Source organism: Streptomyces sp. T39 (assembly GCF_008042045.1).
Lineage (GTDB): Bacteria > Actinomycetota > Actinomycetes > Streptomycetales > Streptomycetaceae > Streptomyces.
Genome location: NZ_RDBP01000012.1, coordinates 512,077 through 538,324, shown reverse-complemented (window position 1 = coordinate 538,324; position 26,248 = coordinate 512,077). Strand labels below are relative to the sequence as shown.

General features: G+C 74.1%; 22 protein-coding genes, 2 tRNA genes and 3 pseudogenes. 10 read left to right on the top strand and 17 right to left on the bottom strand.

Going from position 1 to position 26,248, the window contains the following annotated elements; genetic code table 11:
- Window positions 1–142: 142 nt before the first annotated feature.
- Window positions 143–274, top strand: a pseudogene (locus EAO77_RS03250) (carbohydrate-binding protein); the annotation flags it as partial.
- A gap of 113 nt (window positions 275–387) precedes the next feature.
- Here the strand turns inward: EAO77_RS03250 and EAO77_RS03245 are convergent.
- The gene (locus EAO77_RS03245; protein ID WP_315986074.1) at window positions 388–2,148 is read right to left on the bottom strand and encodes a putative bifunctional diguanylate cyclase/phosphodiesterase; all 1,761 of its coding nucleotides are present in this window, start codon (window positions 2,146–2,148) and stop codon (window positions 388–390) included.
- A gap of 528 nt (window positions 2,149–2,676) precedes the next feature.
- Here EAO77_RS03245 and EAO77_RS03240 point away from each other — a divergent pair.
- Window positions 2,677–3,885, top strand: coding sequence for a M6 family metalloprotease domain-containing protein (locus tag EAO77_RS03240; protein WP_147988913.1), 1,209 nt, complete (start codon window positions 2,677–2,679; stop codon window positions 3,883–3,885).
- 120 nt (window positions 3,886–4,005) lie between these two features.
- On the opposite strand, the gene EAO77_RS03235 is transcribed toward EAO77_RS03240, so the two are convergent.
- The 7 genes from EAO77_RS03235 to EAO77_RS03205 form a co-directional block, all read right to left on the bottom strand.
- Window positions 4,006–4,079: transfer RNA gene (locus EAO77_RS03235), tRNA-Lys, on the bottom strand.
- Entirely contained in the window at window positions 4,070–4,696 is a 627-nt protein-coding gene (locus EAO77_RS03230) for a bifunctional DNA primase/polymerase (RefSeq protein ID WP_147986618.1), read from the bottom strand. The genes EAO77_RS03235 and EAO77_RS03230 overlap by 10 nt, the downstream gene beginning before the upstream one ends.
- Before the next feature lie 138 nt (window positions 4,697–4,834).
- The gene (locus EAO77_RS03225) at window positions 4,835–5,173 is read right to left on the bottom strand and encodes a hypothetical protein (protein WP_147986617.1); all 339 of its coding nucleotides are present in this window, start codon (window positions 5,171–5,173) and stop codon (window positions 4,835–4,837) included.
- Window positions 5,174–5,258: 85 nt separating this feature from the next.
- Complete coding sequence (locus EAO77_RS03220; protein WP_147986616.1) at window positions 5,259–6,626, bottom strand: AAA family ATPase; 1,368 nt, start codon at window positions 6,624–6,626, stop codon at window positions 5,259–5,261.
- Window positions 6,623–8,212, bottom strand: coding sequence for a hypothetical protein (locus EAO77_RS03215; RefSeq protein ID WP_147986615.1), 1,590 nt, complete (start codon window positions 8,210–8,212; stop codon window positions 6,623–6,625). The genes EAO77_RS03220 and EAO77_RS03215 overlap by 4 nt, the downstream gene beginning before the upstream one ends.
- On the bottom strand, window positions 8,203–9,372 hold the full coding sequence (locus tag EAO77_RS03210; protein ID WP_147986614.1) for a hypothetical protein: 1,170 nt from the start codon (window positions 9,370–9,372) through the stop codon (window positions 8,203–8,205). Before EAO77_RS03210 ends, EAO77_RS03215 begins: the two co-directional genes overlap by 10 nt.
- The gene (locus EAO77_RS03205; protein WP_147986613.1) at window positions 9,302–10,201 is read right to left on the bottom strand and encodes a phosphatase PAP2 family protein; all 900 of its coding nucleotides are present in this window, start codon (window positions 10,199–10,201) and stop codon (window positions 9,302–9,304) included. The genes EAO77_RS03210 and EAO77_RS03205 overlap by 71 nt, the downstream gene beginning before the upstream one ends.
- Window positions 10,202–10,405: 204 nt before the next feature.
- On the opposite strand from EAO77_RS03205, the gene EAO77_RS03200 reads away from it, so the two are divergent.
- Window positions 10,406–11,002 carry a histidine phosphatase family protein gene (locus EAO77_RS03200; RefSeq protein WP_147986612.1) on the top strand — a complete coding sequence of 199 codons (597 nt, stop codon included), beginning with the start codon at window positions 10,406–10,408 and terminating at the stop codon, window positions 11,000–11,002.
- Between the two features lie 120 nt (window positions 11,003–11,122).
- On the opposite strand, the gene EAO77_RS03195 is transcribed toward EAO77_RS03200, so the two are convergent.
- Window positions 11,123–12,544, bottom strand: coding sequence for a tetratricopeptide repeat protein (locus EAO77_RS03195; protein ID WP_187283099.1), 1,422 nt, complete (start codon window positions 12,542–12,544; stop codon window positions 11,123–11,125).
- Between the two features lie 325 nt (window positions 12,545–12,869).
- Here EAO77_RS03195 and EAO77_RS03190 point away from each other — a divergent pair, with 325 nt between their 5' ends.
- Complete coding sequence (locus EAO77_RS03190) at window positions 12,870–13,286, top strand: hypothetical protein (RefSeq protein ID WP_261993953.1); 417 nt, start codon at window positions 12,870–12,872, stop codon at window positions 13,284–13,286.
- A gap of 352 nt (window positions 13,287–13,638) precedes the next feature.
- Window positions 13,639–14,478 carry a spermidine synthase gene (locus EAO77_RS03185; RefSeq protein WP_261993952.1) on the top strand — a complete coding sequence of 280 codons (840 nt, stop codon included), beginning with the start codon at window positions 13,639–13,641 and terminating at the stop codon, window positions 14,476–14,478.
- An 18-nt stretch (window positions 14,479–14,496) separates the two neighbouring features.
- On the opposite strand, the gene EAO77_RS03180 is transcribed toward EAO77_RS03185, so the two are convergent.
- The gene (locus EAO77_RS03180) at window positions 14,497–15,045 is read right to left on the bottom strand and encodes a hypothetical protein (protein WP_147986611.1); all 549 of its coding nucleotides are present in this window, start codon (window positions 15,043–15,045) and stop codon (window positions 14,497–14,499) included.
- Window positions 15,046–15,124: 79 nt separating this feature from the next.
- Between EAO77_RS03180 and EAO77_RS03175 the strand changes: the two genes are divergently transcribed.
- The 4 genes and pseudogenes from EAO77_RS03175 to EAO77_RS39720 all read left to right on the top strand — a co-directional run.
- Complete coding sequence (locus EAO77_RS03175; protein ID WP_187283098.1) at window positions 15,125–15,826, top strand: response regulator transcription factor; 702 nt, start codon at window positions 15,125–15,127, stop codon at window positions 15,824–15,826.
- Entirely contained in the window at window positions 15,823–17,220 is a 1,398-nt protein-coding gene (locus tag EAO77_RS03170) for a sensor histidine kinase (RefSeq protein WP_147986610.1), read from the top strand. Before EAO77_RS03175 ends, EAO77_RS03170 begins: the two co-directional genes overlap by 4 nt.
- Window positions 17,221–17,360: 140 nt before the next feature.
- On the top strand, window positions 17,361–18,827 hold the full coding sequence (locus tag EAO77_RS03165) for a cellulose binding domain-containing protein (RefSeq protein WP_147986609.1): 1,467 nt from the start codon (window positions 17,361–17,363) through the stop codon (window positions 18,825–18,827).
- A gap of 42 nt (window positions 18,828–18,869) precedes the next feature.
- A pseudogene (locus EAO77_RS39720) lies at window positions 18,870–19,019 on the top strand (carbohydrate ABC transporter permease); the annotation flags it as partial.
- Here the strand turns inward: EAO77_RS39720 and EAO77_RS03155 are convergent.
- The 3 genes and pseudogenes from EAO77_RS03155 to EAO77_RS03145 all read right to left on the bottom strand — a co-directional run.
- A pseudogene (locus EAO77_RS03155) lies at window positions 19,011–19,844 on the bottom strand (carbohydrate ABC transporter permease); the annotation flags it as partial. The pseudogenes EAO77_RS39720 and EAO77_RS03155 sit on opposite strands and share 9 nt — an antisense overlap.
- 11 nt (window positions 19,845–19,855) lie before the next feature.
- On the bottom strand, window positions 19,856–20,782 hold the full coding sequence (locus EAO77_RS03150) for a carbohydrate ABC transporter permease (protein WP_147986608.1): 927 nt from the start codon (window positions 20,780–20,782) through the stop codon (window positions 19,856–19,858).
- 3 nt (window positions 20,783–20,785) lie between these two features.
- Entirely contained in the window at window positions 20,786–22,102 is a 1,317-nt protein-coding gene (locus EAO77_RS03145; protein ID WP_147986607.1) for an ABC transporter substrate-binding protein, read from the bottom strand.
- A 211-nt stretch (window positions 22,103–22,313) separates the two neighbouring features.
- Between EAO77_RS03145 and EAO77_RS03140 the strand changes: the two genes are divergently transcribed.
- Window positions 22,314–23,366 carry a LacI family DNA-binding transcriptional regulator gene (locus tag EAO77_RS03140; protein ID WP_147986606.1) on the top strand — a complete coding sequence of 351 codons (1,053 nt, stop codon included), beginning with the start codon at window positions 22,314–22,316 and terminating at the stop codon, window positions 23,364–23,366.
- A 68-nt stretch (window positions 23,367–23,434) separates the two neighbouring features.
- On the opposite strand, the gene EAO77_RS03135 is transcribed toward EAO77_RS03140, so the two are convergent.
- The 4 genes from EAO77_RS03135 to EAO77_RS03120 all read right to left on the bottom strand — a co-directional run.
- Window positions 23,435–23,507 (bottom strand) — tRNA-His (locus EAO77_RS03135).
- A 103-nt stretch (window positions 23,508–23,610) separates the two neighbouring features.
- Entirely contained in the window at window positions 23,611–24,222 is a 612-nt protein-coding gene (orn, locus tag EAO77_RS03130; protein WP_147986605.1) for an oligoribonuclease, read from the bottom strand.
- A gap of 84 nt (window positions 24,223–24,306) precedes the next feature.
- Complete coding sequence (locus EAO77_RS03125) at window positions 24,307–25,509, bottom strand: helix-turn-helix domain-containing protein (RefSeq protein WP_147986604.1); 1,203 nt, start codon at window positions 25,507–25,509, stop codon at window positions 24,307–24,309.
- A gap of 458 nt (window positions 25,510–25,967) precedes the next feature.
- On the bottom strand, window positions 25,968–26,248 hold a 281-nt coding region (locus EAO77_RS03120), incomplete at its 5' end, for a hypothetical protein (protein ID WP_222723644.1).

Below are 26,248 nucleotides of genomic sequence, written 5' to 3'. Positions count from 1 at the left end.
CGACGCTGTACTGGGTCAAGGAGGACGGCCGTTCGCGCTGGACGCTGTTCGACCCGGAGCGCAACGCCCACCGGATGACCCGTCAGGCGCTGGCCTCCACGCTCCGCCGGCCGGCAGCTGCACCGCGGCCGCGTGGGTCAGGGCGACCGCGTACACCGGCAACGCCCAGGTCTCCCACAACGGCCACACCTGGAAGGCCAAGTGGTGGACCCAGGGAGAAGAGCCGGGCACCACGGGTGAGTGGGGCGTCTGGCAGGACCTCGGAGCCTGCTGACACCGACCCCTGCGCCCCCCACAGGCCACCGCCCCCGCCCGGTAACCAACCCGAGCGGGGGCGGTCGGCATGACCGCGCGGCCCGGGCGGGCCGTGCCCCGGAGCCCGGGGGGTCAGCCGGCCGTGGCCGCGTGACGGGGGAGCGCGCCCAGCATCTCGGTGATCCGCTCCGGCGCCACGGCCCGCGAGTAGAGCCACCCCTGCCCGGTGTCGCAGCCGATCCGCCGCAGCCGGGACGCCTGCCCCGACGTCTCGACGCACTCGGCGGTGACCGTCAGCCCCAGCCGGTGCGCCAGCTCCACCATCGCCTCGACGATCGTCTCGTCGGCCGGGTTCGCGTGCGCCTCGTCCTGGAAGCCCCGCACGAACGTTCCGTCGAGCTTCAGTGCGGACACCGGGAGGCGGCTGAGATATGCGAGGTTGGAGTACCCCGTGCCGAAGTCGTCGATGGCGATCCGCACGCCCATGTCGCTCAGCGCCCGCAGCGCCTGCAGCGGCCGGCCGGCCGACCCCATCACCGCCGACTCGGTGAGCTCCAGCTGGAGCAGCCGCGGCGGCAGCCCGGTCTCCGCGAGGATCTCCGCCACGTCGGCGACCAGGTCCGAGTCCCACACCTGCCGCACCGCCACGTTGACGGAGACGAACAGGGGCTCCACGTCCGGGTGGTCCAGCTGCCACTGCCGCGCCTGACGGCACGCCGTGCGCAGCACCCACCGGCCGAGCTGGACGATCGACCCCTCCTCCTCGGCGATGGCGACGAACCGATTCGGCGTCAGCGTGCCGAACTGCGGGTGGTTCCAGCGCACCAGCGCCTCGACGCCCCGGGTCACCTCGTCCGCGAGGCCGACGAGCGGCTGGTACTCCAGTGAGAACTCGCCGCGGTCCACGGCCGGGCGGAGCGTGGAGGCCAGCGCCTGACGGGTCATCCGGTGGGCGTTGCGCTCCGGGTCGAACAGCGTCCAGCGCGAACGGCCGTCCTCCTTGGCCCAGTACAGCGTCGTGTCCGCGGCCTGCATCAGACAGGTCGCGCTGGCGTCCGCCGCCGCGCGCTCCACCACGCCGATCGACGCGGAGACCGACACACGCTCCCCGACGAGGTCGAACGGCCGCTGGAGCGCGGCCAGGACGGAGCGGGCGAGGTCGGCGAGCTGCTCGGTGCCGGTGGAGTCCTCGACGAGGATCGCGAACTCGTCCCCGCCGAGACGGGCCACCAGATGGCCCCCGCCGTGCGCCCCGCCGTCCTCGGCGCACTCGGTCAGCCGCGCCGCGACGGCGGCCAGCAGCCGGTCCCCGACCCGGTGCCCCAGGGTGTCGTTGACGGCCTTGAAGCCGTCCAGATCCAGGTAGCAGAGCCCGATGCGGCCCGTGGACCCCTGGTCGTACGGCGAGGACTCCAGCGCGGCCGTCAGCCGCTCGAAGAAGAGCGCGCGGTTGGGCAGCCGGGTCACGGGGTCGTGCAGTTGCAGATGACGGAGCCTGGCGTGCAGTTCGCGCCGGTCGCTGACGTCGGCGACGGACAGCAGGACGTCGCCGGTGTCCGGCACCGGGGCGACCGTGACCTCCGCCCACAGGGCGCGCCCGTCGGGCTGCTTCAGCCGCCGGGTGCAGCGGAAGCGCGAGCGGTGGCCCCGCAGGACCTCGCGGTAGGCCTCCCAGGTGCGGCTGTCGGAGGCGAGGCCCACGAGATCGGCCGCGCAGTGCCGGCGCAGCTCGGCGGGACGGACGCCGAGCAGGGTGCCGAGGGCCTCGTTGGCGCAGACGACGAGACCGTCGGCGTCCACCACGGCCATGGCGACCTGTGCCGCGTTGAACGCGGCGCGGTAGTCGCGCAGCTCCGCCGGGCTCCGGGCCTGGACGTGACCGTCGGTAGTCATCGGGCGGAGGGTCTGGGGGACGGCGACGCCCGCGGGCCCTGCTCCGTCGGAGGTTCCGCTCACCGCTCACTCCCGGGATGCGTGTGTCGTGCAAGGTCGTACACAAGTGGTCGGGGGATGGTCACCCGAGGCGTTCGGCGAAGAAAAACCGTAAGAACTCGGGGAAAGTGTGCCGATCATAGAGGCTGCCGAGCCGGCCCTTCCAGCGTGCCCGTCCCGCCGGGGGCCCGGCATCCGCAGTGCTCGATCGTTTCTGCGCGGGTCATGACCGGGGTCGGGCCCGGTGTGACCGGATGTGACGTTCCGTGAGTCGTCGGAGTGTCGCCCCCCGGTCCCGTCCGGCGGACCGGGTCACCCGAGTGGGGCACCGGAACAGTGCGAAACCCTGCAAACCGTCACAAGGTGGGTGAGGCGTCCAGGAGTGCCGAGCCGGAGGTCCATGTGGAGGGTCAGCAGGCGTCCGAGGGAACACCCGAGAGAGTGGAACGGGTGCGCCCGCGCAGTGCCGCCGCCGCGCTCACGTCCCTGATGGCCTTCACCGCGACCTCCCTCGTCGCCGGTCCCGCGATCGCCCACTCCGCCGCCGGCCCCTGCGCCCTGCCGCGCACCTCCGCCCACCACTCCCTCGGCCTCGACACCTGGAACACCGCCTACCCCAAGCCGGTCGCCGGGCTGGACGCGGTGATGATCTTCCTCTCGTTCCCGGACTCCGTACCGCTGAACACGCCGGAGGAACTGGCCGCCGACCATTTCCCCGCCACCAGCGACTTCTTCCACCGCGCCTCCTACGGCACCTTCTCGCTGCGCGCCCACCCGCGGACCGAGTGGGTCCGCATGCCCGAGGCGTCCGTCACCTACGACATACGGCGTGACTGGGATCCGGACCGGCGGACGGCCTACCTCGAGGACGCCGTCGAGGCCGCCGACGACCGGGTCGACTTCTCCCGCTACGACATCGTCTACCTGGTCGCCGACCCGGACGCCCCCGGTGTCGACTCCGACGCGACCAAGGTGGTCAACTTCGACCGGCCGCTGACCGCGGACGGTACCGACATCCGGCGGGTGGTCACCGTCTTCGAGCGCCACCCCCCGGACCGCAACGTCCTGGCCCACGAGACCGGCCACGTGTTCGACCTGCCCGATCTCTACCACCGGCCGGTGGACGGAGACGGCGACTGGGACACCCATGTCGGCGACTGGGACGTCATGGGCAGCCAGTTCGGCCTCGCCCCGGACCTCTTCGGCTGGCACAAGTGGAAACTCGGCTGGCTCGGGCCCGCCGAGGTCCGCTGCGTCAACGGGGACGTCTCGGCCCGCGTCCCCGCCGGGCCGCCGGGCAGCGGGGAGATCGTCACGCTGGAACCGCTCGCCGCCGCGCCCGTGCGCGGCGGCAGCGTCGGTACCCGGCTCGCCGTCGTCAGGACCGGCCCGGACAGCGCCCTCGCCATCGAGGCGCGCTCCGCCGTCGGCAACGACGAGTACACCTGCACCGAGGGTGTCCTGCTCTACCGGGTGGAGGGCGACTCCGCCTCCGGCGGCGGCCCCGTCGAGGTGGTCGACACCCATCCGGAGACCGAGGCCTGCGGTGACCGGTCCGTCTACCCGCCCCTGGCGGACGCGCCGCTGCGGGTGGGGGAGACCTTCACCCTGCGGGGCGACGGCGGCGGGCGCACCCGGGTCGAGGTGGCCGACCGCACACCGACGGGGGCGTGGACGGTCAAGATCACGACGGAGTGACACGGAACGGCCGCAGCCCGCCCCGGCCGGGTGCACGAAGAGCCCGGGAAGAGCGCACCAGGAGCCCACGAGGAGCGCACGAAAAAGCCCCTCGCTCTCGCGAGGGGCTTTCCCTGTCTGTGCGCCGCCAGGGACTCGAACCCCGGACCCGCTGATTAAGAGTCAGCTGCTCTAACCAACTGAGCTAGCGGCGCCTGCTGACGTCGTAGACATTAGCATCCTGATCGGCGGGAGGAAAAATCGATACCCGCACCACGGGCCGTTCATGCGTACGAGCCGCTCGGACGCAGGCCCAGAGCAGGACTTCGGGCCCCGGCAGCCACGGGTACCGGGTGTCGGGCGCCACCAGCCAGCGCGGCGCCGCGGCGGAATCCGCGGGGGTCAGCGGGGGGACGGTCACCGCGTCACCGGCACCGTGGCAGATGAGCGGCGGGACGGCGTCGCCCCACTCCTCCCAGTGCAGCAGCGAGGGCAGCCGCTGCGCCGTGCCCGGCGTCGCGAAGAGCATCATCCGCCCCCGGTGCATCGCCACCGGGCCGGAGCCCGGGCCCTCGCCCCACAGCCGGTCGAGCATCCGGCGCCCGAACGTGGAGGGCACGTTCACCACGTCGAAGACCGTGCCGCAGGGGAGGACGGCGGGCGCGGCGGGCCGGTTCTCCCACTGCGCGAGCGCCGAGCGGGGAAACGTCTCTGCGGAGGCGAGCCACCCAGCGCCCGGCGGGGTCACCGCGGCGGCCTGCTCCTGCCCGTCCTCGCGCAGCAGCGCGAAGATGTCCGTCTCCTGGTCCCGGTCCCGCAGCCATGCGCTCATGTCCACCAGGTGTACCCGGGGTAAGGGGGCGATCCCGCAGAGTTCACGAAACCGGGGACGCGRGGRCGGGCAGGGGGGTAATGTGTACGCCTTTGTCGCAGTGATCAGGTGTGTCGCCGTGATCAGGTGCCGGGGCGCTCAGGGCGTCTCCTTCAGGAGGTCGTGGCCGAAGGCGATCATCTTCTTCGCGTAGTCCTCGGTCCAGCCCGCGCGTTCGCCGATGTCCGCCGGGGTCAGGCGGTCGAAGCGGCGGGGGTCGGCCAGCTGGGCGGCCGCGACGGCCTGGTACTCGGTGGCCCGGTCGGCGGCCGCGCGGAAGGCCAGGGTCAGCTCCGTCGCGCGTGCGAGCAGGTCCCGGGGGTCCTCCATGGACTCGAGGTCGAAGAAGTGCTCGGGATCCGAGGCGGCCTCGGAGGGCTCGAAGAGCAGCGGAGCCGGCCGCATCCTGCGCTCGGTCGTCCGCTCGGGGTCCGCCATGTCCGTACTCCTCCTCGCGTCGCGGTCCGGGGATCACCCCCGGACCGTCCTCCATTGTCCCGCGCCCCGCAAGAGGGCCCGGCTCTCAGGGCCGCCAGCGCACCCGGTGCTCGGAGAGATGGGAGAGCACCGCGTGGTTCGCCTCCCAGCCGTCCGGGAACTTGATCGAGACGCCCAGCTGCACCGGCTCCGTCGAAGGATGCTCGTCCAGCAGGTCGCCCACACCCTCCCGGCACACCACGATGCACGCGTGCCGGTGCCGCGAGGCCAGGACGCACAGCCGGCCGGTCTCCAGATGGAAGGCCGTGGCGTCGGGGCGGCCCGAGAGCGGGTGCAGGATCACCGTCACGTCGTACTCGCGGCCCTGGAGCCGGTTCGCCGTGTCCACCGTGACGTCCGTGACGCCGAGCCCGGCGAGCGCCGTCCGCACCGCCGCCGCCTGGTCGCGGTGGGCCGTCCCGACGGCGATCCGGCCGGCGGTGAGCGGGGCCGGGTCCGGCGAGAGCTCCGAGTGGGTGACACCGCCCCGGTCCAGCAGCCGCCGCACCACCAGGGCCACCGCCCCCACGGCCTCCGGGTCGGTGCGCGGGGTGTGCCGGGCCGGCAGCTCCAGCAGCCCCCACCCCGCGACGGCGGCCTCGTCGATGACCCGGTCGGGCCCAGAACCGTCCGCCGGGACGCCGAAGGAGAGCCGCCGGTCCCCGTGCCCGGTCCCGCTGCGGAAGGGCGTGTACGGGTAGAACGCGTCGGACACCAGGGGCGCTGCCGACGCCGGGAGCCGCCAGGAGACGGGCAGCCGGTGCTGCGGAAGCCCGGGATTGTGCGCGAGGAGCGTGGAGACCGCACTCGCCGACGGGTCGTACGACAGCCCCGCCCACTGCTCGGACCCGACGATCGAGAACGGGTCGAGCTGGCCCGGGTCGCCCACGAACAGCGCCCGCTCGAAGAGGCCGGCCACGGCCAGCAGGGCGTCGGAGCGCATCTGGTACGCCTCGTCGACGATGGCGTGGCCCCAGGGCTCCACGCCCTGCACATGGGCCCACTTCGCGGCGGTCGAGATGACGACGTCGAGGCCCGCCAGATCGGCCGCCTTGGCCGAGGTGCGGACGTTGTCCAGCGCATCGAGCGCCCTGTCGTACGGGGCGGTCCCGTCGCCCGCGTGGGAGTGCAGCCGGCCCACCGGCAGCTCGGGGTCCTTGGCCGCCAGCCGCAGCACCAGATCGTCGACCTGGGCGTTGGTCTGGGCGACGACCATCAGCGGGCGGCCGGCCGCGGCGAGCTCCCGGGCGGCGCGCACCACCAGGGTCGATTTCCCCGCGCCCGGGGGCGAGTCGACGACGACACCGCGGGCGTCCCCGTGCAGGGTGTCGTGCAGGATCCGGTCCGTGGCCCGGCCCGCCTCCGCGGAGGGATCGAACACGGCGGCCTCGGGAACGGACGATGCGGGCGTCACAGCAGGTCCTCCGGGGTGACGGTGTCGGGGCTCTCGGCGATGTCGGAGCGCGGCGGGCCGCCGTGGGTCCACGGCGTCTCCTCGGGATCGGGCAGCTTCGGGCCGCCCCGCTGGTCGTGCTCGAACAGCGTCCAGACGATCCGGTCGCCCTTGCCCGGCACGGAGCCCTCGGCCGGCTCCTTCGAGCGGCCCATCCGGTCGGTGAGGCGCAGCACCAGGACGCCCTCGGCCTCGGCCCGGACGTACTCGGCGGTCTGCGGCCTGCCGTCGAGCGAGCGGTAGACCTTCATCCGCTCGCCCAGCTGGGGCCGGTCGTCCGTGGCGACGGTGACCAGCGGCCGGGGGGTCGGCCGCTTCGACTCCGACCAGGCCATCTCGACGTCGAGCACCTCGGCGGTGAACGCCTCGCCGCGCAGCCGGAACGACGCCATCACCAGCGGGTCGTCCAGTGCCTCCTGGGCGTCCAGCTGAGCCTGCGCGGTCTCCCGGGCAGCGAGCTTCTGCGCGGCGGTCACCGCGTCGTCGCGCCGGGGCTGCGGCGGCTCGCCCGCCCTGACCCGGTCCCGGTGCGCGGTGAACGACCAGCGGTCGCGAGTCCAGCGGTCCGCGGCGCGGGAGCCCTCCGGCAGCTCCCGCAGCAGCTCCACCGCCCGCCACACCGCGTCCCAGGTCGGCTTCAGCTGCCCCGCGATCAGGCGCCGGATCTCCCGCTCGGCACGGTGCAGGTCGCCGAGGCGGTCGTCGGCGCTGGCGCCGTCCTCCGCCGCCGCGAGCAGCTGACGGGCGCGGTCGAAGCGCTCCGTCGCCGGGGCGAGGAGCCGGTTGTCGAACGCCGGGTCCGTGGCGGGCCCGGCCGGCGGGCACAGCAGCTGACCCTCGCCGTCGCGCGCCAGCTCGGCCCGGAGCGCGGCCTCGGCGCCCGACTCCCCCTCGGGGGCGTCCACCCAGGCGAGCAGCGCGCCCAGATGCTGGTCCTCCAGCGAGGACTGCCCGGTGGCCCAGTGCCGGTTCAGCAGGTCGGTCGCGGCGAGCAGCAGCGAGGAGCCCGGGACCCGGGACCGTTCCGCGTAGTGGGTGAACCAGCGGCCCAGCAGCGGGACCCTGGCCGGCGCCGGATACGGGGTGTCCGGATCCTGCTCGGCGGTGCGCCGGAAGCGCATGGAGCGGCCCAGCAGCCGCACGTACTCGACACCCGCCCGGCTGGGGACGATCAGCTGCGGCGCGTCGGCGCACAGTTCGGTCTCGACCTTGACCCGCTTGCCGGTCTCCGGGTCGGTCTCGGACCGCTCGGCGGGCTCGACGTCGTCCGCGTACCCCTCCAGATGCGGCAGGACCACCTCGGCGAGGTCGGCCAGGAACGCGGAGCGCAGGTCGCGGTCCCTGGGCTGCGGGACGACCAGCAGCCGCGGCCGGGCGGGATCCGTGCCCACCAGGGCGCCCAGCGGGGCGCCGGCCTCGCCCGCGGTCGTCAGCGGCACGAACACCAGCGGCCGGTCCGACAGCCTGCGGTGGCGGACCGTCGCGAGCGGCTGGGCCCGCCCCGTCTCGACCGCCTCCAGCCGGGCGAGGGTGGCGATCAGCGACATACGGCGTCCTCCCGCGGCCCGGCGCTGCGCGCCGCGGGCACTCCGCCGGCGGCCGAGAGCGCCTCGGCGCGCAGCGCGCCCGCCCTGCGCAGCGCGGCGACCGCCGGATCCCGCGGGTCCCCGGCCTCCCCGCGCGCGGCGGCCAGCACCTCGCCGATGGTCGTCAGCCCCCCCAGTTCGCCGCGCACGCCCCGGCCCAGCGCCTCCACCGCGCCCGCCAGCCGGGCCCGCTCCCGGCAGTGGAAGGCCAGCTCGCAGGCGGCCAGGCACTCGGGGGCGTAGGCGTGCGGGACCTGCTCGACGGCGGCGCTCAGTTCGGCGGGCGAACACGTCTCGACGTCGAACGTCACGCCCTCGGGCAGCTCGGCGGCGATGTCCTCGACCCGGGCCAGCCGGGCCAGCTGCCGGCGGGTGACCGCCAGCTGCTTGCGGACGTCGACCACGGATGCGGTGGGCAGGTTGGAGAAGTCCTTGGGGCAGACCAGCAGCACGTTGTGCGCCACCGACGCGCCCGCCGTGCGCTCGGCGACGTGCTCCAGCGCCAGCACGTACACCGCCGCCTGGCGGGCGGCCGCGCCGACCTTGGCGGCGTCGGCCGACGCGTCGATCATCGGGAACGACTTGATCTCGACGACCGTCCACCGGCCGTCGGGGTGCACCACGACGGCGTCCGGCTCCAGATACGCGGGGGAGCCCGCCACCTCCAGCACCAGCAGCGGATGGTCGAGCAGCGTGAAGCCCCCCGCCTCCACCGCCTCGCGCAGCGCCAGCGCCGTCCGCGCCGCCCGGCCCTCGGGGCCCGAGGCGGCGAGGTCGGGCACCCGGACCCGGCCCGGGTCGTCCAGGCCGAGCAGCCGCATCAGCTCCTTGCCGCCGTCGGCCTTCACCCGGGCCTCGAAGGCGTTGCCCCGCATGAACGCGAACTGCGACTGGCCGAAACCGGAGGGCGCACCGAGCGCGGTCGCCAGGGCCGACTTGTCCACACCCGCGCCGTCGAGCAGGGCGCGGCGGCGGCAGCCGGGGTTGGCGGCGAGGGCCGCGAGGGCGCGGGCGTCCAGCGGATGCGGCTGTGCGGTCGGTCCGCGCAGCTCAGCGAGCCGCTGCCTGAGTGCTGTCGTCGGCGCCTTCGGGGGAGGTGCGCTGTCCGGGGATTCGCTCACCCGCGGAAGTCTTGCATCCGCCACCGACAACGGGGGCGGGAACGGCCGCGGGCGGTCGCGCGGTGCGGCCCGTGGGACGGGTGAGACGCCGCCCGGCGAGGTCGGCGATCCGCAGGGCGTGCGGCGCGAGCAGCAGTCCGGCGCCCATCACCGCGGCCCCGGCGACCGCGTCGAGGAAGTAGTGGTTGGCGGTGCCCATCACGACCACCGTGGTGAGCAGCGGATAGAGGACGCCGGCGGCCTTCGCGGCGGGGGTGCGCCCGTGGCGCCACAGCATCACACCGCACCACAGCGCCCAGCCGACGTGCAGGCTCGGCATCGCCGCGTACTGGTTCGTCATGCCGCCGAGACCGCGCGGGGCGCTCGCCTCGCCGCCCCACCAGCCGTAGGAGCTGTACTGGGCCATGGTGTCGACGAAGCCGTGGGCCGCGTCCAGCAGCCGGGGCGGGCAGGTCGGCATCAGCGTGAAACCGACGAGGCCGAGGAGGGTCGAGACCATCAGCCAGGTGCGGGCGGCCCGGTAGTGCGCGGGCCGGCGGCGGAACAGCCAGACCAGGATCAGGGGGGTGACGAGGTAGTGCAGCGTCGCGTAGACGAAGTCGGCGGGTATGCCGATCGCGGGCGTCTCGGTGAAGAGACGGTTCAGCGGGTGTTCGGCGTTCAGCGAGAGTGCCTTCTCGGCCCGGAGTATCGCGAGGCCGTGGTCCACCGCCGTCGAGACGTCGCCCCGCGCCAGGAGGCGCCCGGCGGAGTACGCGGCGTAGACGACGGCGAGCAGCATCAGCTCGGTCCACCATCGGGGCCGGTGGTGCTGTACGGCATGCGGCATCCGGGCGGTCTCCGTCTCCGGTCGGCGAGGGTGGTCGGGGTTCCCCGTGTGGGACGCGGAGATCGTCCCGCAGGTTGCCTTCCGATGAGGTGCGGGATGATGGAACCGGACGTCGTCGTGAATTCCGCGCACCCCGCCTCGCGGGGCCGGTCCGTGTCACCTCGTGACACCCGTGCACCTTCGTGAAACCCAGGAGAACCTTTCATGGCACCGCGGATACTGCTCGCCCGCCACGGCCAGACCGAGTGGTCGCTCAGCGGCCGGCACACCGGCAGGACCGACATCCCGCTGCTGGAGGAGGGCCGCCGCGGCGCCAAGCTGCTGGGGGAGCGACTGCACCGTGCGCCCTGGTCCGGCCTGGAGGGCGTCGAGGTGCGCACCAGCCCGCTCGTGCGGGCCGCGGAGACCTGCGCGCTCGCCGGGTTCGGCGACCGGGCGGAGCCGTGGGACGCCCTGATGGAGTACGACTACGGGGCGTACGAGGGGATGACCCCGGCCCAGATCCACGCCGGGCGCCCCGGCTGGGTGCTGTGGCACGACGCCGTCCCGGACGGCGAGACCCTCGCCGAGGTCTCCGCCCGCGCGGACGAGGTCGTCGCCTGGGCCCGCTCGGCCGACCGCGACGTGCTCGTCTTCGCCCACGGCCACATCCTGCGCGCGATCGGCGCGCGCTGGCTGGGCCAGGACGTCGCCTTCGGCGCGCGCATCCGGCTCGACCCGACCAGCCTGTCCGTCCTGTCCTGGGCCTACGGCGAGCCGGCCGTGGAGCGCTGGAACGACACCGGGCACCTGGAGGTCTGACCGGGGGCGGCCGGGGCGGGGGCCGGGCGGTCGCGGGCAGGGGGCGTCGCCGGGAGGCGGCGCCGCGGCGGTGCTTCCGGTGCGGGGCGGCCGGTCACGGCGTGGGGGCGGCCGGGCCGTTCAGGCCCGGCGGGAGGCTCCCTCGTAGCGTTCCAGGAACCCGCCGACCCCGGTCGCCGCGCGGTGCGGGCGCAGCACCGCCGCGGTGTCGGCGAGCATCGCGCGGATGCGCGACGACCGCACATGCCCCAGGAGCGCGAGGACCTCGTCGCCGGCGGCCGCGGCCTCGTCCGGCACGCCCGCCCGTGCCAGGTCGCACGCCAGCTCGGCCCGGTAGAGCGCCAGGTTGCGGGTGAAGCGGTGGTCCTGGAGCGTGGCCGCGCGCCGGGCGTGCCGTGCCGCACGCGCCCACTCGCCGAGCGCGGACCAGCACTGCGCCTGGAGCGCCTCCAGCTCAGGCTCGGCGAAGAACGACATCCACTCCGGGTCCGAGGCCGCCGGCCCCCGGGCGAAGTGCCCGTGCGCACGCGCCAGCGACTGCTCGCAGCTCGAACGGTCCCCGAGTCCGGCCCAGCCGCCCGCCTCCCGCAGAGCCAGCAGGGCCAGCAGCCGGGGCGAGCGCACCGCGCGGGCCGCCTGCTGGCCCGCCTGCGCGGTGCGCACCGCCTCGCGGTGCCGCCCGGCGTCCCGGGCCAGGAACGAGGTGTTGCAGAACGCGTGGGCCTCCAGGCCCGGGTCGCCCGCGACCCGGGCGGTGGCCAGGGCCTCCGCGTAGTGCGAGCGGGCGTCGCCGAACCGTCCGGAGTCATGGGCCAGCCAGCCCACGGAGATGGCCAGTTCGCCCGCGCCCGCGTGCAGCCGGTGCGTGGTCGACGCGCGGGCCGCGGTGCCCGAGTCGAGCAGCGCGTAGGCGGCGCTCAGCGGCTGCGCGGCCTGCTGGTAGAGGCCGTCGGCGCCGTGCCGGTCGTCGAGCAGCCGGATCCGGCGGACGGCCTCCTCGACGGCCTCGACCTCGGCGTCGCCGACACGGCGCCTGCGCTGGGCGGGCACGGACTCCGGTCCGTGCCCCAGGGCGGCCGCCGCCGTGAGGGGGCCGCCGATCATGAACGCGCGACGCAGCACGTCGCTCTCCTCGTCGAAGTCACTGTGGGGGCGGGGGGTGCCGTCGGCGTCGCCGCCGACGCCGTCATGGGCGGCGTCCGGCACGACGCCGTCGTGCCGGACGCCGGGCGGGGCCGGTCTGCGGCCCCGGCCGCGTACGTCCTCCCGGGCGGCGAAGCCCAGGTCGGCGAGCGTCCGTCCGGGGAACATGTGCAGGAAGACCCGCTCGTACGCGTAGTTCGGACAGCGGATCTCGCCGGACTCGACCCTGCCGATGTAGCGGGCGTCGCACGAGACCTGCTCCCCGATCTCGCGCGCGGCCCGCCGTACGGCCGTCGCGAACTCGCCCGGTGACCGTGATCCGCGCAGGCGGCGGAAGACCTGGTTGGGGCGTGCGGGGCGGGCGCTCGGTGCCCCTGGAGCGCGAGACGACGACGCCATGGCCGTTCCCTCTCTTGTGCAGCCGTGGTCCGGCGGGGCATGAACGTACCTGCTGTGAGAGGCGTCTCACACGCGGTTTGGCAACAAAAGGGGACAACTCGACGTCGATCTGCCATGAAGCGCCATCCTTTGCGGCGGCGTGCCGCCGTAGCCCTTGACGCCGGGCGGCGTTGAACCCGGTGGAGGCTCCGTACGTGCCTCTGTACGGGACTCGGCTGAGGAGGGGATCCCCGTGGTGGAGGTCTACGAGGTCGGCGGCGCGCCCGGCGCCGGTGGCGTGGGCTGTTGCGCCGGCGCGGAGCGCGCCGCGACGCCCGCGACCCCGGTGGGTCACCTGCCCACGGCCGACAGCAGTGCTCCGCCCGCCGGACCCTGCGACCTGGTGACCGTGCCGGCCCGCCAGGGCCTGGAGGCCGTGGACATCCTGCGCCGCGCCCCGGCGGCGCCCGGGGTGGGGCCGGTGCTGCACGACGGGGCGTGCGACACGCTCGGGTTCCTCGTGCCGCCCGGCACGGCCGACGGGTGGGACGTGCCCGGCTCGGCCTGCACCCGTACCTCGGGGCGCGGTCTGCGGATCCCGGGGGTCCCGGGGGTGCCGGCGGAGCCGCCGGTGACCGGCTCGGGCTGGCTGCTCCCGCCGGGTGCGGACCCGGCGGCGGCTCCCGTCACGGATCCGGTGGTGCTGAGGGAGGCGCTGGGGGAGGCCGCGCGGCTGATCGAGGCGGCGGACAGCTGCCGCTGAGGCTGCACGCGGGGGGCTTGGGGGCTTTGGGACAGCGGGACGCAGCCCCCGCCGGAGGTGACGAAGGCGAGGGTGAACTCGTCGACCCCGGTCCTCGCGGCGGTGTCCAGCAGGTCGTACGCCGGGTACAGCGAGGTGTCGACGTACGGCGCGAACCGCCCGCTCCCGCCGGGGGCGGGCGAGGCGGTCGCCGTGCGGGACGCAGCCCCCGCCGGAGGTGACGAAGGCGAGGGTGAACTCGTCGACCCCGGTCCTCGCGGCGGTGTCCAGCAGGTCGTACGCCGGGTACAGCGAGGTGTCGACGTACGGCGCGAACCGCCCGCTCCCGCCGGGGGCGGGCGAGGCGGTCGCCGTGGGCGAGGGGGAGGCCGTCGTCGAGGCGGTGGACGGCGGTACGGCCGAGCTCGTGGCGGATCCGGAGCGGGCGCGGGCGTGGACGCTGCTGATCGACGGGGCGCCCCAGTCGCATGTGGACCTCGACGATCCCGCGTACCTCTCCTTCGAGTACCAGCGCCGGCTCGGGCACGTGATCGACGTGGTCGCCCCCGCGGGGCGGCCGTTGCGGGTGGTGCATCTCGGCGGGGGCGCCTTCACCCTGGCCCGGTACGTCGCGGCCACCAGGCCCCGGTCGACCCAGCAGGTCGTCGAGCGGGACGAGGCCCTGGCGCGGATGGTGCGCACGAGGCTGCCGCTGGACCCGGCCGCGCGGATACGGGTGCGGGCGGGCGACGCGCGGGCCGGGCTCGCCAAGGTGGCGGACGGCTGGGCGGACCTGGTGATCGCGGACGTGTTCAGCGGGGCCCGGACCCCGGCGCACCTGACCAGCAAGGAGTTCCTTGCCGAGGTCACCCGGGCGCTGCGCCCCGGCGGGCACTACGCCGCCAACCTCGCGGACGGTCCCCCGCTCGCGCATCTGCGGGCCCAGGTCGCCACCGCGGCGACCGCCTTCGCCCATCTCGCCGTCGCCGCCGATCCGGCCGTGCTGCGCGGCCGCCGGTTCGGCAACGCCGTGCTGCTGGCGTCGGACACGGAGCTGCCCGTCGCCGAACTGACCCGGCGGGTCGCGGGCGACCCCTTCGCGGGACGGGTCGAACACGGACGGGCGCTGGCCGACTTCACCGGGGGCGCCGTCGCCGTCAGCGACGCGAGCGCCAAGGACTCGCCCGCGCCGCCCGCCGAGGTCTTCAAGTGAGCCGGCGCCCGCCAGGGGTCAGCGTTCGTCGAACTGGACCATCGGGGGATGGTCGTTCCAGGTGCAGAACACCGAGACCTCGCGCCCTTCCTGGGTGAAGGTCACCCGGATCCAGCTGGGCTGCTTCCACACCTGCATCTGCCAGCCCGACTCCGGGGTCGCGGAGACCAGTTCGGCGGAGCTGGTCCCGATGTCGAAGACCACCCGGCCGCCGTCGACGGTGTAGCCCTTGACGTTTCCGGGGGCCGGCGCGGGGGCCGGCCCAGTGGGCGACGGAGCCGGGGCGGTCGTCCTGGACGGGCCCGGGGACGGGCGGTCCGGCGCGGACGGCGAAGGCTTCGGGGACGGAGAGCCGGTGGGAGGCGGCGGCGGCCGCCGCGTCGACGACTGCTGCGGCTCGGCCGGAGAGGCGGTGGACGTCTGCGCGGTGATGGGCAGCGCCCGCGGCCGGTCGTAGGCCGTTCCGGCCATGACGGTGTGCACTCCCCACCAGGACAGCGTCACCGCGGCGCCGGTGGACAGCGACCACGCGAGTGCATGCACGAGTCCTCTGCTCATCGGGGTCATAGTGCACCACGCGGACCGCGTGTGTCCCGATCACCCGGTCGTGGGACCGGTGTACTCCGGATGGCGTACGGTGCCGCCCATGGCAAGTGTGCTCGTGGTCGAGGACGACCAGTTCGTGCGCTCCGCCCTCATCCGGCACCTGACCGAGGCATCCCACACGGTGCGGAGCGTCGGCACGGCCCTGGAGGCGCTGCGCGAGGTCGCCCACGTCCGTTTCGACGTCGTCGTCCTGGACCTCGGTCTGCCCGATCTGGACGGGGCCGAGGCGCTGAAGATGCTGCGCGGCATCACCGACGTGCCGGTCATCATCGCGACCGCCCGCGACGACGAGGCGGAGATCGTCCGGCTGCTCAACGACGGCGCCGACGACTACCTCGTCAAGCCCTTCTCCGTGGAGCACCTGTCCGCGCGGATGGCGGCGGTGCTGCGCCGGGCCCGTGCGGCCGCCGGTGACGTCCCGCCGAGCAGGGTCATCCAGGTCGGCGGGCTGTCCATCGACCCGTTGCGCCGCCAGGCCGAACTGGACGGCGCGGCACTGGACCTGACGCGCCGGGAGTTCGACCTGCTGGCCTTCCTCGCCGGACGGCCGGGCGTCGTCGTCCCGCGCCGGGAACTGCTCGCCGAGGTGTGGCAGCAGAGCTACGGCGACGACCAGACCATCGACGTCCACCTCAGCTGGCTGCGCCGCAAACTCGGCGAGACCGCGGCCCGCCCCCGGTACCTGCACACCCTGCGGGGCGTCGGGGTCAAGCTGGAGCCCCCGCACGGACTGCCGTCATGAGGTGGGCCCTGGTCAGGGTGTCCCTCGCGGTCACGGTCATGGTCGTGCTGGCCTTCGCCCTGCCGCTCGGCATGGTCATCAAGGAGATGGCGCGCGACCGCGCGTTCTCCAACGCCGAGCGTCAGGCGGCCACCATCGGACCGACGCTCACCGTGACCACCGAGCGCAAGATGCTGGAGCGGGCGGTCGAGTCGACCCCGGCGGGAGCCGTCGGGCGGATGGCCGTGCACATTCCCGCCTCCGGTGAACTGGGCAGCGTGCCGCTGGAGATCGGCATCCGCCGGGCGGCGGCCCGCGACCTCGCCACCGTCCAGCGCATCGGCCGCGCCTCGATCACCGAGGTGTCCGGAGGGTCGGCGCTGCTCCAGCCGACCGCCATCGGCACCGGGCAGATCGCGGTCGTCGAGATCTTCGTGCCCGAGGGCGAGGTGTCCAACGGCGTGGGCACCGCGTGGCTGGTGCTCGCCGGTGTCGGGCTCGCCCTGATCGTCGGCTCGGTGGCCGTCGCCGACCGGCTCGGTGTCCGGATGGTGCAGCCCGCCCAGCGGCTCGCGGGCGCCGCCCACGAGCTGGGCGAGGGCCGCCTCGGCGCGCGGGTGCCGGAGGAGGGGCCGCCCGAACTGCGCTCCGCGGCGGTGGCGTTCAACTCGATGGCCGACCAGGTCGTGCAGCTGCTCGCCAACGAACGCGAGCTCGCCGCCGACCTCTCGCACCGCCTGCGCACCCCGCTGACCGTGCTCCGGCTCAATGCCGCCTCGCTCGGCGACAGCGCGGCCGCCGAGCAGACCAGGGCCGCCGTCGCCCAGCTGGAGCGGGAGGTCGACACGATCATCCGCACGGCCCGGCAGGCCAAGCCGCAGACCGCGGCGGCCGGTCCCGGCGCGGGCTGCGACGTCTCCGAAGTGGTGCGGGAACGCATGGCGTTCTGGTCGGCGCTCGCCGAGGACGAGGGCCGCAAGGTGCGCCTGGCGGGCGTCGAAGGACCCGTGCGCATCCCCGTGGCCCGGCCCGAACTGGCCGCCGCGCTCGACGCGCTGCTCGGCAACGTGTTCCGGCACACGGCCGAGGGGACCGCGTTCTCCGTCGACGTCCACAACGGTGACGACGCCGTCATCGTGCTCGTCTCGGACGCCGGACCCGGCATCGCCGACCCCGCCGCCGCCCTCGCCCGCGGCAACAGCGGCGCCCGGGTGGGCTCGACGGGCCTGGGGCTGGACATCGTCCGCCGGGTCGCGGAGTCGACGGGCGGCGACGTGCGGATCGGCCGCTCCGTGCTCGGCGGCACCGAGGTGCGCGTCTGGATCGGGCTCGACCCGCGGGAGGCGGCCCGTGGGGACCGCCGCCGCGCCGGTCGCGGCGGGGTGCGGCGCAGGCGGAAGGCCGTCGCCCGCTGAGAAGCATTAATCCGCGCCGATGGCTTCCTTAAGCGCTCCCTAAGGAACCCGGCCGCCGCCCGGAACGGGCCGAATGTCCGCTCCCGGCTCGCTAGCGTCTGCGCCACCACCCCGATCCACGAGGCAGAGGCAGGCACGCGATGGGCACCACCAGGCACCGGCGCACGACGATGCGGACCAAGGCGGTCGGCGCGGTCGTGGCCGCGGCCGTCGTCGGCGGCGCGGCGTTCGCCCTCGCGGGCACGGCACAGGCCGCGGCGGTCGGCGCCGCTTACACCAGGACCAGCTCCTGGGACGGCGGCTACACCGGCCAGTACGTCGTCACCAACGAGACCGGCACCGCCCGTTCCGGCTGGACCCTGGAGTTCGACCTCCCCGCCGGCACCACGATCGGCTCCCTGTGGAACGGTGAGCACACCGTCGACGGGCGGCACGTCACCGTGAAGCCCGCGAGCTGGAACGCCGAGCTCGCGCCCGGGGCATCGGTCACCGTCGGCTTCGTCACCTCGTCGGACGGGACGGCGGCCGACCCGGAGTCCTGCCGCATCGACCGGGCCGCCTGCTCGGCCGGCGGCGGGGCGACCCCCTCGCCGACCGGCCGCCCCACCGGACAGCCCACGCCCACGCCCGCGCCCGTGCCCACCGCCACCGCGACGCCGACCGCCACGCCGTCCGCCCCCTCGCCCACGGCGACCGCCTCGCCCGCCCCCGGCGGGAGCGGGCGGTTCGCGCCGTACGTCGACACCTCGCTGTACCCGGCGTACGACCTGCTGGACACCGCCGCGAGGACCGGGGTCGACGAGTTCACCCTCGCCTTCGTCACCTCCGGCGGGGGCTGCGTCCCGCTGTGGGGCGGGGTCACCCCGCTCGGCGACGACAAGGTCGCCGGGCAGATCTCCGCGCTGCGCGCGAAGGGCGGCGACGTACGGGTCTCCTTCGGCGGCGCGGCCGGCCGTGAACTCGCCCTCAACTGCTCCTCGGCCGAGGAGCTGGCCCGGGCGTACGGCGCCGTCGTCGACGCCCACCGGCTCACCAAGGTCGACTTCGACGTGGAGGGCGCCGCGCTGCCCGACACCGCGGCCAACACCCGCCGCTCGCAGGCCATAGCCCTGCTCCAGAAGTCCCACCCGGGCCTGGACGTCTCCTTCACCCTGCCGGTCATGCCCGAGGGGCTCACCCAGCCCGGCGTCGACCTGCTCGCCGACGCGAAGCGCGGCGGCGTGCGCATCGGCGCGGTGAACATCATGGCGATGGACTACGGGCCCGCGTACAGCGGCGACATGGGCGAGTACGCCGTCTCCGCGGCGACCGCCACCCAGGCTCAGCTCAAGGGCGTGCTCGGGCTGGGCGACGCGGAGGCGTGGCGCACGCTCGCCGTGACCCCGATGATCGGCGTCAACGACGTGGTGACGGAGATCTTCACCGTCGAGGACGCGGCCGAGCTGGTGCGGTTCGCCGAGTCGAAGGACCTGGCGTGGCTGGCGATGTGGTCCGGCACCCGGGACAAGCAGTGCCCGGAGGGGGCGAAGCCGGCCGCTGACGCGACCTGCAGCTCCGTGCTCCAGGAGCCGCTGGCCTTCACCAGGGCGTTCGCCGCCTACCGGTAGCCGCCACCCCCCTCGCGGCTCCTGGAGCACGGAGCTGCAGGTGGGATGCTGACGTTCGTCATGGCGTGGAACGACTTCTTCTGGCCCGTCGTCGCGCTCACCCAGAGCGGCAACCCGACCGTGCAGGTGGCGCTGACCGGCCTCGGCCGGGGTTATGTGCCCGACCAGTCGGTCATCATGGCCGGCGCCCTGCATGATGCCCCCGACGATCTGACGGCCGAAGAGCACGAACGCCAGCAGCAGCGGCAGCGTCCCGAGCAGGGCGCCGGCCATGATGACCGACTGGTCGGGCACATAACCCCGGCCGAGGCCGGTCAGCGCCACCTGCACGGTCGGGTTGCCGCTCTGGGTGAGCGCGACGACGGGCCAGAAGAAGTCGTTCCACGCCATGACGAACGTCAGCATCCCGAGCACCGCCATCGCGGGCCGCGCCGCGGGGAAGACCACGTGCCACACCACCCGCAGGCTGCTCGCGCCGTCCACCCGTGCCGCCTCGATCAGCTCGCCGGGCAGCGCCTCCATCAGGTACTGGCGCATGAAGAACACCCCGAACGCGCTGACCAGGCCCGGCAGGATCACGGCCTGGAGCTGGTCGGTCCAGCGCAGTTCGGCGATCAGCATGTACAGCGGCACCACACTGAGCTGGGGCGGCACCATCATCGTGCCGACGACCAGGACCAGCAGGGTGTTCTTCCACCGGAAACGCAGCTTGGCGAAGGCGAACCCGGCGAGTGTGGCGAACAGCACCGTGCCGGCGGCGGTGCAGGAGGCGACCACCGTCGTGTTGACGAGGGCGCTGCCCATGTTGGCGTCCTGCCAGGCGATCTCCAGATTCCCGAGGAGGTTCCTGCCGAACCGGAACGGCGGCGGGGTCTGCGCGAGCCGGGTGTTGTTGCGGGACGCGGCGACGGCCGTCCACACCAGCGGGAAGAGGGATCCGGCGGTGAACAGGACCAGCACGGCGACGGCGATCCTCCCGCCGCGGGGACGGCGTCCGGTGTGCGGGGCACGGGTCATGGTGCGGCCCTTCATGCGCTCTTGCCGAGACGGCGGGCGATCAGCCAGTTCACGGCGCCGACGACCAGCAGGAGGAGGAACATCGCCCAGGCGATGGCCGACGCGCGCCCCAGGTGCAGGTTCACCCAGCCCTGCTCGTACAGGTACAGGCCGAGCGTCTGGTACTGGTGGTCCGCGCCGCCCGTCGCGCCGGCGGCGCCGTTGAACAGCAGCGGCTCGCCGAACAGCTGGGTGGCCCCGATCGTCGAGACGACACAGGTGAACAGGATCGTGTGGCGCAGCGACGGCAGCGTCACATGCAGGAACTGCCGCATGCGGGACGCCCCGTCGAGCTCCGCCGACTCGTACAGGTCGTCCGGGATCGCCTGCATCGCGGCGAGGTAGATCAGCGCGTTGTAGCCGGTCCAGCGCCAGATCACGATCGTGGACACGGCGAGCTGCGAGGACCACTGCCCGTTCTGCCAGTCGACGGCGTCGAACCCGGCCAGGCCGAGGGCCCAGTTGATCATTCCGTAGTCACGGCCGAAGAGCAGCGCGAAGACGAGCGTGGCCGCGGCGACGGAGGTCGCGTACGGGGTCAGCACCGCCACCCGGAAGAACGCCGAGCCCCGCAGCCGGAAGTGGAGCAGATGGGCGAGGCCGAGGGCGATCAGCAGCTGCGGCACGGTCGACATCAGGCCGATGGTGACCGTGTTGCGCAGCGCGTTCCAGAAGAAGTCGTCGTGCAGCAGCCGGGAGAAGTTGCGCAGCCCGACCCACTCCATCTCGGTCGGCGCGGTCAGCTCCACCCGGTGCAGGGAGGCCCAGCCGGTGTACAGGAGCGGGAAGAGGCCGAAGGCCAGGAAGAACACGAAGAAGGGAGCGACGAAGGCGTACGGGCTCCACGTCAGGTCGCGCCGGTAGCGGCGCGAGCGCCGCTCGGTCGGGCTGCTCGTCACGGGTCACAGGTCCAGGGCGTTGTCGATGGTCTTCACGGCCGCGTCCCAGCCCTGCCGGGGCGTGCGGCCCTTCTGGTCGACCTGGAGCATGCCGACGTCGGACAGGTTCTGCTGGATGATCAGGTCCTTGGGGCCCACGGTCTGCACGGGGACGTCCCGGGCGGCCCGGGAGTAGATCCGGCCGATGGGCGCGTCGCCGAAGTACGGGTGGGTGGCGTCGGCCACGGCGGACCGACCGTAGGCCGCGCTCGCGCTCGGGAAGCTGCCGCGCTCGGCGAACAGCCTGGCCTGCTGGGCGGGCGCGGTCAGCCAGGCGGCGAGCTTCGCCGCCTCCTCGGTGTGGGAGCCCGCCTTCGGCACGACGAGGAACGAGCCGCCCCAGTTGCCGGGCCGCGGCGCGGCGGCCACGTCCCACCTGTCCTCGCCGGCCCGGCCCGCCTTGTCCTGGATGTAGCCGAGCATCCAGGCCGGGCAGGACACGGTGGCGAACCTGCCGTTGGCGAAGCCCTGGTCCCAGGCCGGGGTGAACTGCTGGAGCCGCGCGGTCAGCCCCTCCTCGGCGAAGGAGGCCGCCAGGTCCCACGCCTCGCGGACGGCCGGGTTGGTCTTGTAGACGACCTCGCCGTCCTTGCCGTAGAAGCGTTCCGGACTGCTGCCGAGCACGGCGTTGAGCACTCCGGCCGCGGAGTCGGTGAAGACGGTGCCCTCCGGCGCGTGGGCGCGGTACCGCTTCCCCGCCTCCCGGTACTCTGCCCAGTCGCCGGCCCAGAGCCTGCCGACGGCCTCGCGGTCGGTGGGCAGCCCCGCCTGTGCGTACAGGTCCTTGCGGTAGCAGATGCCCTGCGGTCCGATGTCGGTGCCGAGTCCGACGGTCCGGCCGTCGCCGGTGGTGGCCTGGGCCCACTTCCAGTCCAGGAAGTCCGCCCGGTTCACGCCCTTGGTCCGGGACAGGTCGACGAGCCGGTCCGCCTGGGTGGCGGTGATCTCGGCGATGTTGTTGACCTCGACCGCCTGGATGTCGGCGAGCCCGCTGCCGCTGCCGAGGTGGGTGAGCAGCTGCGGGTAGTAGTTCTCGTTCCGCTGGATCGAGGACTGCCGGATGTGGATGCCGGGGTTGCGCCGCATGTACTCCTCGTAGAGCCCGGCCTCCTGGAATCCGAAGGAGCCGAAGACGCCGACCGTGATCACGGTCCTGCCCTCGGCGCTTCCGCCTCCGGTGTCCACGCGTGCCCGTGGCGGTTCGGCGGGGTCGTCGGCGCAGCCGGACAGGAGTCCGGCGGCGAGTGCGGCGACGGCCACGAGGACGGCGGCCCTGCGCATGCGGCCTCCCCATTTCCTTGACGGTGCTGCGCCCCCGGGTCCGGCCCGCGCTGCTGCGGGGCGGGCGCCACGAGGGGCGGTGATGTACGAACGAACGCGTATGAGTATGTACCGAAAGGTTGGGAGCGCTCCCATTCGTCCCGGGGCGTGGCTCCCCGCCCCCGACACGTTATGTTCTCGGCCTGGGAAGTCTGGGGGAGGGGCGGCCACGATGGCTGTGCGGAACAGGACGGGTCGCGCCGGGCGCGCCACCGGCAGGCCGACGCTGGAGCAGGTCGCCGCCCACGCGGGCGTCGGCCGCGGCACGGTCTCACGGGTGATCAACGGCTCGCCGCGGGTGAGCGAGGAGACCCGGACCCTGGTCGAGGCGGCCATCGCCGAGCTGGGCTACGTGCCGAACAGGGCGGCGCGGGCCCTCGCCGCGAACCGCACGGACGCCGTGGCGCTCGTGGTGCCCGAGTCCCAGGACCGCTTCTTCTCGGAGCCCTACTTCTCCGACATCGTGCGCGGGGTCGGCGCGGGGCTGGCCGGCACCGGGATGCAGCTGCTGCTCACGCTGGCTCCCCAGGGGCACCAGCGGGCGACGCTCGCCCAGTACCTCGCCGCTGACCGGGTGGACGGCGTCCTGCTGGTCTCCGTGCACGCCGGGGACCCGCTCCCCGACCAGCTGGCCGCGCTGTCGGTACCGGTGGTGATCAGCGGCCGCCGCTCGGCGGACGAACCCCTCGCGGCGGTCGACTCCGACAACTTCGAGGGCGCCCGCGAGGCCGTCGCCCATCTCGCGGGCCGGGGCCGGCGCACCATCGCGACGATCACGGGCCCGCTCGACGTGTACGGCGCGCAGCGCCGCCTGGACGGCTACCGCTCGGCCGTCGCCGGCGCGGGCCTCGACGCCGATCCCCGCCTGACCGCCGCCGCCGACTTCTCCGAGGAGGGCGGACGGCAGGCCATGCGCGCCCTGCTCGACGGCAGGCCGGACCTGGACGCGGTGTTCGCCGCGTCGGACGTGATGGCCGCGGGCGCCCGCGCCACGCTGCGCGAGGCCGGCCGCAGGGTGCCGCAGGACGTGGCACTGGTGGGCTTCGACGACTCGGCGGTGGCGCGGCACATGGACCCCGCGCTGACGAGCGTGCGGCAGCCGATCGAGGAGATGGGCCGCACGATGTCCCGGGTGCTGCTGGACGAGATCGCCTCGCCGTCGGCCCCGGCGCAGCGTCCGCAGATCGTGCTGCCGACGCGGCTGGTGGTGCGGGAGTCGTCCTGAGGCGCCCCCCGCGGGCGCCGTACGCGTCGAGGGCCGGTCCGCGATGCGGACCGGCCCTCGACGATCAGGGTGAGTGACGGGACTCGAACCCGCGGCATCCTGGACCACAACCAGGTGCTCTACCAGCTGAGCTACACCCACCATGACCGGTCGCTTTCCCGACCGGCCGAGAAAAAGTGTACAGGCTTCCGAGGGGTGCTCGCGCCACGGTTTCGTCCCCGGGGGCGGAGGGGGCCGAAAGGCCCTACGAGGCGGGTTCCGCGGGCAGGACGTGCTTGGCCGCGATGGCCCGCGCGGTCTCGGTGTCCGGCCCGGGCTGCGGGACGAAGACCGCCTCGCGGTAGTAGCGCAGCTCGGCGATGGACTCGCGGATGTCGGCGAGCGCGCGGTGGTTGCCGCTCTTCTCCGGGCTGTTGAAGTACGCCCGCGGGTACCAGCGGCGCGACAGCTCCTTGATCGAGGAGACGTCGACGATCCGGTAGTGGAGGTGGCCCTCCAGGCCGGGCATGTCCCGGGCGAGGAAGCCCCGGTCGGTGCCGACCGAGTTCCCGCAGAGCGGCGCCCTGCCGGGCTCCTTGACGTGTTCGCGGATGTACGCCAGGACCTGGGCCTCGGCGTCGGCGAGCGTGGTGCCGCCCGCGAGCTCGTCGAGGAGTCCGGACGAGGTGTGCATCTGCCGCACCACCTCGGGCATCGTCTCCAGCGCGGCGTCCGGCGGACGGATCACCACGTCCACTCCGTCGCCGAGTACGTTCAGTTCCGAGTCGGTGACCAGTGCGGCCACCTCGATGAGTGCGTCGTCCGTCAGCGAGAGCCCGGTCATCTCGCAGTCGATCCACACCATGCGATCGTTCATGCGCCTACCTTATGGGGCCGGACGCGCGACGGGCCGGGGTCGTGCGACCCCGGCCCGTCGATCCGCTGTGCACGGCGGCTCCGCCTACGGCAGACTCCGCTGCCCCGGCAGGCCCGGACGCAGGTGGCCGCCCGTGTAGAACTCCTGGCCGGGCTTGCCCGGCTCCAGGTGTCCGCCGCCCGGCCCCGGCACTCCCACGCCGGCCGGCGTGCGCCGCATGCCCGCCTGGGACGGCACCACCGCATCCGCGAGTGGGGCGTGGCCCGGGTCTCCCTGGGGCCTCCGCGCCCGGTAGGCCGCCCGGTAGGCGGCCGGGGAGGACCCCAGCTGCCGCCGGAAGTGGCCGCGCAGCGCGACGGGGGAGCGGAAGCCGCAGCGGCCCGCCACCTCGTCGACCGAGTAGTCGGAAGTCTCCAGCAGCCGCTGTGCCTGGAGCACCCGCTGGGTGATCAGCCACTGGAGCGGCGCCGAACCCGTCAGCGAGCGGAACCGGCGGTCGAACGTCCGGCGGCTCATGTAGGCGCGGGCCGCCAGCGTCTCCACGTCGAACTGCTCGTGGAGGTGCTCCAGCGCCCAGGAGACGACCTCGGCCAGCGGGTCCGAGCCGATTTCCTCGGGTAAAGACCTGTCGAGGTAGCGCTCCTGACCGCCACTGCGACGCGGGGGGACGACCAGTCTGCGGGCGAGTGCGCCGGCTGCTTCCGTGCCGTGGTCGGTGCGCACTATGTGCAGACAGAGGTCGATACCCGCCGCGGTGCCCGCCGACGTGAGGACGTCCCCGTCGTCGACGAACAGCTCGCGCGGGTCCACGTGGACGGACGGGTAACGCTTGGCCAGCGTCGGCGCGTACATCCAGTGGGTGGTCGCGGGGCGGCCGTCGAGCAGGCCGGCGGCGGCGAGGACGAACGCCCCCGTGCACAGGCCGACGATGCGGGCGCCCTCTTCGTGTGCCCGGCGCAGCGCCTCGAGCGCCTCGGGCGGTGGCGGCGAGGTGATCGACCGCCAGGCCGGCACCACGACGGTGCCCGCCCTGCTGATCGCCTCCAGGCCGTACGGTGCGGTCAGTTCCAGTCCGCCGGTGGTCCTGAGCGGACCCTCCTCGCCACCGCACACCAGCAGGCGGTAACGGGGAACTCCGGCGTCCTGACGGTCGATTCCGAACACCGAGAGCGGGATGGAACTTTCAAAAATCGGGCCGCCGCTGAACAGCAGCACGGCGACGACCTCCCGGCGCCGGCGGCCGGAGAGTTTCCGTGCTGCCTCCGGTGCGGCGGAGTCCTGACTCATGACGCTAAGCCCCCCTCGAAGTGCGCGTCTCCCCGTTCTTTTCGGGCCTTTCGCTCCTGCACTTTTCCCCTCGGTTCTGCACGAGTCCCCCGGCCTTCGATACCCATGATCGAATCTACTGTGTCCCGTGGCACCCTTGTGGCAAGTTCGGCATGCCCTGCTATGTCGACTTGGCAACTTGGCGCGATGCATTCGATCACGAAGCGTTGCACCCGTGGGGCCCGCAGGGAAGTGGATGCGACGGGCATGGCCCGTCCCCGTACGGCGTGGAAGCGGCTTCCGGGCCCGTACTCCCTGGTGGCGAGGGGGCTGACCGGCCCTTTCCCCAAGAGGGCGGTGGTGGCGAGAAGTTGGCTGAAAACCGTCGGTTGTGTGGGTGTGAATCCGTCAGGTGCGCGGCGCACCACCCGCCCCCCGTGTGCGCCCCCTGCGCGGGGGTGCCGTGCGGCCGCGCGGGCTCAGTCCGGGATGCGGCCGGCGCCGGCCCCGTCGCGCGAGCGGCCTGCGCCGGCTCCGCCGCGGGAGTGGTGCAGCAGCAGACGGCAGGCGCACGCGACGGCCGCGAGGCCCGCCCAGGCCGCCGCCGTGCCGCCCGCCGACATCCCGTACGCGACCAGTGCCACCGGAGCCAGCAGGCAGGCGAACGCCGCCCAGCGCACGGCGTCCCCCATGGGCGGGGCGCCCTGGGCGCGGCGGGCGCCCCGCCCATGGGGGACGCCGTGCGCTGGGCGCGCTGGGC